Annotated in this window: 9 protein-coding genes and 1 pseudogene; 6 read left to right on the top strand and 4 right to left on the bottom strand. The window is 71.5% G+C overall.

Annotation, left to right across the window (positions count from 1 at the left end; genetic code table 11):
- The 3 genes from AC1DP0_RS16195 to AC1DP0_RS16185 form a co-directional block, all read left to right on the top strand.
- The coding region (locus AC1DP0_RS16195) for a M20/M25/M40 family metallo-hydrolase (RefSeq protein ID WP_478086082.1) at positions 1 to 225 on the top strand (225 nt) is incomplete at its 5' end.
- Between the two features lie 37 nt (positions 226 to 262).
- Positions 263 to 1,549, top strand: coding sequence for an MFS transporter (locus tag AC1DP0_RS16190; protein WP_478086080.1), 1,287 nt, complete (start codon positions 263 to 265; stop codon positions 1,547 to 1,549).
- Between the two features lie 154 nt (positions 1,550 to 1,703).
- Complete coding sequence (locus AC1DP0_RS16185; protein WP_478086075.1) at positions 1,704 to 2,141, top strand: hypothetical protein; 438 nt, start codon at positions 1,704 to 1,706, stop codon at positions 2,139 to 2,141.
- A gap of 31 nt (positions 2,142 to 2,172) precedes the next feature.
- Here AC1DP0_RS16185 and AC1DP0_RS16180 read toward each other — a convergent pair whose 3' ends face one another.
- Positions 2,173 to 3,099 (bottom strand): class I SAM-dependent methyltransferase, encoded by a 927-nt coding sequence (locus AC1DP0_RS16180; RefSeq protein ID WP_478086072.1) that lies wholly within the window; start codon positions 3,097 to 3,099, stop codon positions 2,173 to 2,175.
- A 97-nt stretch (positions 3,100 to 3,196) separates the two neighbouring features.
- Here AC1DP0_RS16180 and AC1DP0_RS16175 point away from each other — a divergent pair, with 97 nt between their 5' ends.
- Both AC1DP0_RS16175 and AC1DP0_RS16170 read left to right on the top strand, forming a co-directional pair.
- Entirely contained in the window at positions 3,197 to 3,439 is a 243-nt protein-coding gene (locus AC1DP0_RS16175) for a cupin domain-containing protein (protein WP_478086070.1), read from the top strand.
- 43 nt (positions 3,440 to 3,482) lie between these two features.
- Entirely contained in the window at positions 3,483 to 3,923 is a 441-nt protein-coding gene (locus AC1DP0_RS16170; protein WP_478086068.1) for a VOC family protein, read from the top strand.
- Here AC1DP0_RS16170 and AC1DP0_RS16165 read toward each other — a convergent pair.
- From AC1DP0_RS16165 to AC1DP0_RS16155, 3 genes are read right to left on the bottom strand one after another with little or no spacing between them, the layout of a single operon-like run.
- Entirely contained in the window at positions 3,892 to 5,160 is a 1,269-nt protein-coding gene (locus AC1DP0_RS16165) for an RNA polymerase sigma factor (protein ID WP_478086066.1), read from the bottom strand. The two genes, AC1DP0_RS16170 and AC1DP0_RS16165, sit on opposite strands and share 32 nt — an antisense overlap.
- Positions 5,157 to 5,543 carry a YciI family protein gene (locus AC1DP0_RS16160; protein ID WP_478086064.1) on the bottom strand — a complete coding sequence of 129 codons (387 nt, stop codon included), beginning with the start codon at positions 5,541 to 5,543 and terminating at the stop codon, positions 5,157 to 5,159. The genes AC1DP0_RS16165 and AC1DP0_RS16160 overlap by 4 nt, the downstream gene beginning before the upstream one ends.
- Positions 5,544 to 5,546: 3 nt before the next feature.
- The gene (locus AC1DP0_RS16155; protein WP_478086062.1) at positions 5,547 to 5,927 is read right to left on the bottom strand and encodes a YciI family protein; all 381 of its coding nucleotides are present in this window, start codon (positions 5,925 to 5,927) and stop codon (positions 5,547 to 5,549) included.
- 178 nt (positions 5,928 to 6,105) lie between these two features.
- Here AC1DP0_RS16155 and AC1DP0_RS16150 point away from each other — a divergent pair.
- Positions 6,106 to 6,398: pseudogene (locus tag AC1DP0_RS16150) on the top strand (hypothetical protein); the annotation flags it as partial.

The raw sequence follows: 6,398 nt of genomic DNA, 5'->3' as shown, positions 1-6,398 counted from the left end.
GAGGACGTCATCGAGCTCGTGACCGGCCTCGGTGCGGACGCGAGCGAGGAGAAGGTGGCCTACGGCACCGAGGCCGGGCTCTTCCAGCGCGCTGGCATCCCGACCGTGGTGTGCGGACCCGGAGACATCGCCCAGGCCCACGCACCGGACGAGTTCGTCGCGCTCGAGCAGATCGACAGGTGTGACGCGCTGCTCGACACCCTCATCACCCACCTCAGTGCCTGACCCACGCCAGACCGACCAGCCAGACCGAAGGAGCACCATGACCATCACCGCCGACACACCGACAGAGGTGACTCCCGAACGCCTGGCCGAGGCACGCAAGGCAGTCCTCAGCAGCTCCATCGGCGCCGCGCTCGAGTGGTTCGACATCATCGTCTACGCGTCGTTCGCCATCGTCATCGCCGAGAACTTCTTCCCCGAGGGTGACAAGACGCTGGGCCTCATCCTCACCTTCGCGACGTTCGCCATCTCCTACCTCGTCCGGCCGCTCGGCGGCATGATCATCGGCGGCTACGGGGACCGACACGGACGCAAGAAGGCCTTGACGCTCACGCTCCTGCTCATGATGGTGGGCACGATCCTCATGGCCGCGGCGCCGACGCACGCCATGGTGGGCGCCTGGGCGGGCGTCATCATTCTGATCTCACGGCTCGTCCAAGGCTTCTCCGCGGGTGGCGAGTTCGGTTCGGCGACAACGTTCCTCGTCGAGACGGCTCCGAACCGCAAGGCGTACTACGCCTCTTGGCAGGTGGCGAGCCAGGGCATCTCGATGTTCCTCGCCTCGGCCTTCGGCTACATCCTGTTCACCCAGCTGTCGAAGCCGGACCTCTACTCCTGGGGCTGGCGGATCCCGTACCTCCTCGGCTGCCTCATCGGCCCCGTCGGCCTCTACATCCGGGCCCGCCTGTCCGAGCCCAAGGAGTTCGCCGAGAGCACCCCGCACGAGGCACCCATCCGCGCGACGCTCACCGAGCACCTCGGACGAGTCCTCACCGGCTCGGCGTGCGTCGGCGTCGCGACCATCTCGGTCTACCTCATCCTCTTCATGCCCACCTACGCGGTGAAGAATCTGGGGGTTCCGGCGAGCGCCGCCTACCTCGGCGGCGTCGTGGCGGGCATCGTCACCATGGTCGGTGTCCCACTGGTCGGCCGGCTGGCCGACCGCGTCGGGCCGGCGCGTGTCATGGTCTGGGCTGCCGTCGGCGCGCTGGTGTTCGCCTGGCCGCTGTTCGCGGTGGTCATCGCCTCGCCGACCGTCCCGGTCCTCGTCGTGGCCATCGGCATCCTCGGGGTCATCATGGCCTTCTACTTCGGTCCGCTCCCGGCCCTGCTCACGACCCTCTTCCCACGTGACGTGCGAGCCACCGGCGTCTCGGTGGCCTACAACGTGGGGGTGACGGTGATGGGTGGCATCGCTCCGCTCGTGCTGACCTGGCTCATCGGTCTCACCGGGTCCCTCAACGCGCCGAGCGTCTACTACATCGTCGTCGCCGTCATCTCGCTCATCGGTCTGACGGTAGCGCGTCGGCGGTTCGACGCCCGCTGACCCCGGGCGTAACGGCGGGCGTCAGTGACGGAGCGCGTCGATCGCAGCGCCGCGGGCCGTTGCCGGCCCGCGGCGCGTAGCCCGTCACAGCGCGTCACGGCGAACGAGTAGCGCTGCTCAAGCGGGCCGAGGCCGGGGCGTGCTCCCATGGGTCATGGAAACCGTCCGGACACGCGCCGCCACACGCAACGTCGTCAGCTCTGGCCATCTGCTGGTCGGGGGGTCCGCCCTCGTGTTCGCCGGCGTGATGATCGTGGCCGGCCGAGACCCCGAGGCAGGGTTGGGCGGAGTCTTCCTCGGGCTGGGGATGATCCTCGCCGTGGCCGCCGCGATCTTCACGTTCGCCGCCGTCCACGTGCTCCGAGCCGGACCCACTCGTCATGGCTCGCTGTCCCTGGCCCTGAGCCTCGTCCAGCTGCTCGCCGGCGCTGCCCTGCTCGTCGGGGTGGTGGTCGCCGTGCAGGGCTACGGCGCTTTCGAGCCCTGGCGCTCGCCCATCCTGCTGCCCGCGGTCCTGCTCGTGGCCCTCGGCCTTGCCGGACTTCGTCTCGGGATGCGTGACGTCCGCCAGGCCGACCCGCAGCCGCACTGATCCCCCGCTGTCCGACCRGAACCCCTGCCGGTCAGGCTCGGGCGAGCGTCAGCGTGCGCATGCCGTGCAGGTGCAGGTCGCTCCGGTGCAGCAACCCCTGCAGGCCGCCGTCGTCGAGCAGGAGCCCGAGCGTGCGCTCGTCGTCGACGTCGAGGCGACCGTCGAGCCCGCCCGCGAGCCGGGCGAACCAGGCGCGCGCATAACGGCCGGCGAGCGGGTGGTGCGGCCGGCGCTCGTCGATGACGACGTCGTGCTGGTCGACGACGGTCCAGCCCGCCTCCTCGAGCATCGTGGCCCACGACGCGCCGATGTTGGGCAGGGCCTCCGCATGGACCGTGGACAGGGCCTCGAGCGTGCGGGACTCGAAGCCGAGGCGGCCGGTGCCGAGATCCTCGGGCAGGAAGCGCAACGGCTCGTCGAACTCCGACACGGCGAGCAGACCGCCGGGCCGAGTCATCCGACGCAGCTGCGCCAGCGAGCCGACGGGATCGGCGAGGTGGTGCAGCGACATCGACGCCCACGTGACGTCGACGGGGGCGAGGTCGGGCCAGCCGGCGTCGAGGTCGGCCACGAGAGTGCGCACCCGATCTCCGACCCCGGCCGCCTGCGCCTTGGTCACGACGCGAGCCAGCGACCGCTCGGCCACGTCGACGGCGACGACCTCCGCGTCCGGCAGCCGACGCGCCAGACCGATGGCCCCCGTGCCGGTGCCGGCTCCGAGGTCGACGACCCGAGCCCGCGAACGGCTGCCGGTCCCGGCGCCCTCAGCTCCCGACAGTGCGGCAGCCGCCACCCGGTCGAGGGCTGCACCCCAGTACGCCGCCAGGACCTCGCCGTCGAGGTCGAGCAGGTCGTCGACCGCGTCCTCGAACGCCGCATCGTCGTGGACATGGTCGTCGCCCGATGCGCCGTGTCCGTGCGCCCGGTGGCCGGGTGTGTCGTGATGGGAGTGCGTCATGACAGCCACGCTAGACGGGTGCGCACACGGCATACGATCTTGCTGATGACGCAAGAACTCGACCTCGAGGCCGACTCGGCGCCGGACGGACCTCGGCGTGCACCCGGGGCACGAGTGGTTCACGGTGCTGTCGGGGACCCCCCGCTTGCAGCTCGGCGAGCGCGTCCTGCTCGTCGAGGAGGGCCAGTCGGCGCAGTTCTCGACGATGGTGCCGCACGCGATCACGGCGGCGGAGGGTCCCCTCGAGATCATCGTCGTGCTCGACCGCGAGGGCCGGCGCGCCCACCTCGACGCGGACTCCGGCGATGTCGAGAACCGTGCCACCGCCCCGTCCCACTGACATCGGCAGGTAAGCCCGGCCGCGACCGACAAGGAGTAGCACCGTGAGCGTCCAGAGCATGCACCACGTCAGCGTCGTCGTCGGCGACCTCGAGGCGTCCAAGGCCTTCTTCGCCGCCCTCGGCCTCGAGCTGGAGGGCGAGACGCCGATCGAGGGCGAGTGGGTCGACCGCATCAACGCACTCGACGACATCCGCGTGGAGATCGCGATGATGCGCACCCCCGACGGTCACGGACGGCTCGAGCTGACGAAGTTCCACTCGCCGGTCGCGGTCAGCGAGGGCCCGCAGCCGCCGCCGAGCAACACCCTGGGGCTGCGCAGCGTCATGTTCGAGGTCGACGACGTCGACGCAGCGGTCGAGACGGTGCTGGCCCAGGGCGGCGAGCTCGTCGGCGAGGTCGTGGACTACGAGGACGTCTACCGGCTCTGCTACGTCCGCGGGCCGGAGGGCATCATCGTCGCCCTGTCTGAGGACCTGCGCTGACGAGCTGGTCGCGTCGCCGCGTGAGGTAGGCCTGCTCCGCCGGGTTGCCGGTCAGGGCGATGGCGCGGTCGTATGCCGCACGCGACTCGCCGCCGCGGCCGAGCCGTCGCAGCAGGTCGGCCCGGGCGACGTGGAGGGCGTGGTAGCCGTCGAGGACATCGCCGAGCCGGTCGACCTCGGCGAGACCGACCGCGGGACCGTCGACCTCGGCGACCGCGACCGCCCGGTTGAGCCGCACGATCGGCGACGGGTCGAGGCGCACCATCGCGTCGTAGAGCGCCACGACCCGGTACCAGTCGGTGTCCTGGGCGGACGGGGCGTCCGAGTGGACCACGTTGATCGCGGCCAGCAGCTGGTAGCGGCCCGGCGGCCCACCACCGGCAGCGACGGCCCTCAGGCGCTCGTAGACCAGGGCCCGGCCCTCGGCGATGAGGGATCGGTCCCACGCACCACGGTCCTGCTCGGCGAGCGTGACCAGCTCCCCGGTGCGGGACACCCTCGCGGCTCGCCGGGCGTCGGTCAGGAGCATGAGGGCAAGGAGTCCCGTCACCTCGCCGTCGTCCGGGAGGAGGTCCCGGAGCAGGCGGCCGAGACGGATCGCCTCGTCGGTGAGGTCGACGCGCACGGCGTCGCCACCACTGCCGGCGAGGTAGCCCTCGTTGAAGACGAGATAGACCACCGCGAGGACTCCGGCGAGCCGCTCCCGGAGGTCGTCGGCCGACGGCACCCGGTAGGGAATGTGCGCCGCGGCGATCTTGCCCTTGGCGCGGGTGATCCGCCGCGCCATCGTGGTCTCCGGCACCAGGAAGGCGCGGGCGATCTCGGCGACCGTGAGACCGCCGAGCAGGCGCAGGGTCAGGGCCACCCGGGCCTCCATCGCGAGCGCGGGGTGGCAGCAGGTGAAGACGAGCCGCAGCCGGTCGTCCTCGACCGGGCCGGTCGGCTCGGCAGGGCTGTCGTCGTGCATCATGAGAGCCGCCTGGTGCTTGGCGTCGCGCTGGGACTYGCGACGGAGCCGGTCGATCGCCTTGCGGGTGGCCGTGGTGGCGAGCCATCCTCCGGGGTTGGGCGGTATGCCGTCTCGTGGCCATCGCTCCGCGGCCGCGGCGAACGCCTCGGCCGCGGATTCCTCGGCCAGGTCGAGGTTGCCGAAGCGGCGCGCGAGGCCGGCGACCACCCGCGCCCACTCCTGCTGGTGGACGCGGGTGATCGTCTGCGCGACGGCGGGATCGGTCACGGCTCCATCAGGGCCTGCACGGACTCTTCCGTCCGGAAGGGCCGCACCTCGACCGTGCCGCGGCAGGCCTTCGACCCCTGCGCGGCCAGCGCGAGTGCGACGTCGAGGTCGGCGGCCTCGATGATCCAGAAACCCCCGAGGTGCTCCTTCGTCTCGAGGTAGGGGCCGTCGGTGAAGGCGGGTCGCTCACCCTGCCCGTCCACCGTCGTGGCGGTCGTGGCCGGCTCGAGGCCGTCGGCGAAGACGAAGTGCCCGTCCCTCTTGAGCATGTCGTTGAACGCGCCGGTGGCGGCGAACGCCTCGAGCATCTCCTCCCGGGAGGCATAGGCGCCGAGCTCGGTGGGCTCGGCCGTCCCGAAGACGGACAGCAGGTATCGCGCCATGGCTCACGCCTCCCGGGAGCCGTCGAGGCGGGCCATCCCGGACCCGCGGAACCGGTGGACCTCCTGCGGCCAGTCGAGTGCCACGGCCAGCCGGCCGGCCCAGTAGCGGGCCGTCTCGTCGTCGGGGACGTCCACGGCGCAGAAGCCGCCGAGGTGCTCCTTCGTCTCGACGAAGGGGCCGTCGGTGAAGACCGGAGCGCCGTTCTCCGCCTGGACGCTGCAGATCGCGGTGTCCCGGTCGAGCCCGCCGTTGGTGAAGATCAGCACGCCCTGCTCCTGCATCTCCCGCACCACCGCCTTGCTCGCGACCCCCTTGGCCTTGATCTCGTCCTCCGTGTGCTCCTGCACCCACTCGTCGTTGAAGGTGATCAGGTACTCCGTCATCGTCGTCTCCTCTGGGTCCTGGGCGAGAGGTCCGGGTCGACCCCTCGCTTCCGGCGGCCGAGCCGGCCGCCGCACACTTCTTCCACGAACGGCAGCGCCCTCATACGACACTCTCCCGAAAAATCCTTCCGGGGGCAGCATCAGCACCGCCCCTCGTGTCGCGGGGTACGTTGGCGCCATGAGCGACAGCCCCGCGTCGGGCGGGTCCGGCGGGTCCCCAGCACCCCACGAGCAGTTCACCGTGCCGGTGCCCACCATCCCGCGCGGCCCGGCGGCGGGCGCTCCCGGACCGATGGCCCCGGCCGCCGCCCCCACACAGGCCATCCCCGTCTTCGAGCCGACTCGTGAGCTCCCCGTCCCGCCGAACCCGTATGCCGCACAGCCGGTCTGGCCGGGAACGCCCGCGGCTCCCGGCCCGGCGGGGGGCGCTGTCGACGAGAGCGTCGATCCCCTCCTCGGCCAGATCGGTGT

It is taken from the genome of Terrabacter sp. P5_B1, from assembly GCF_056400505.1.
The sequence above is the reverse complement of the archived record's forward strand: the minus strand, read 5'-3'. Positions and strand labels throughout refer to the sequence as shown.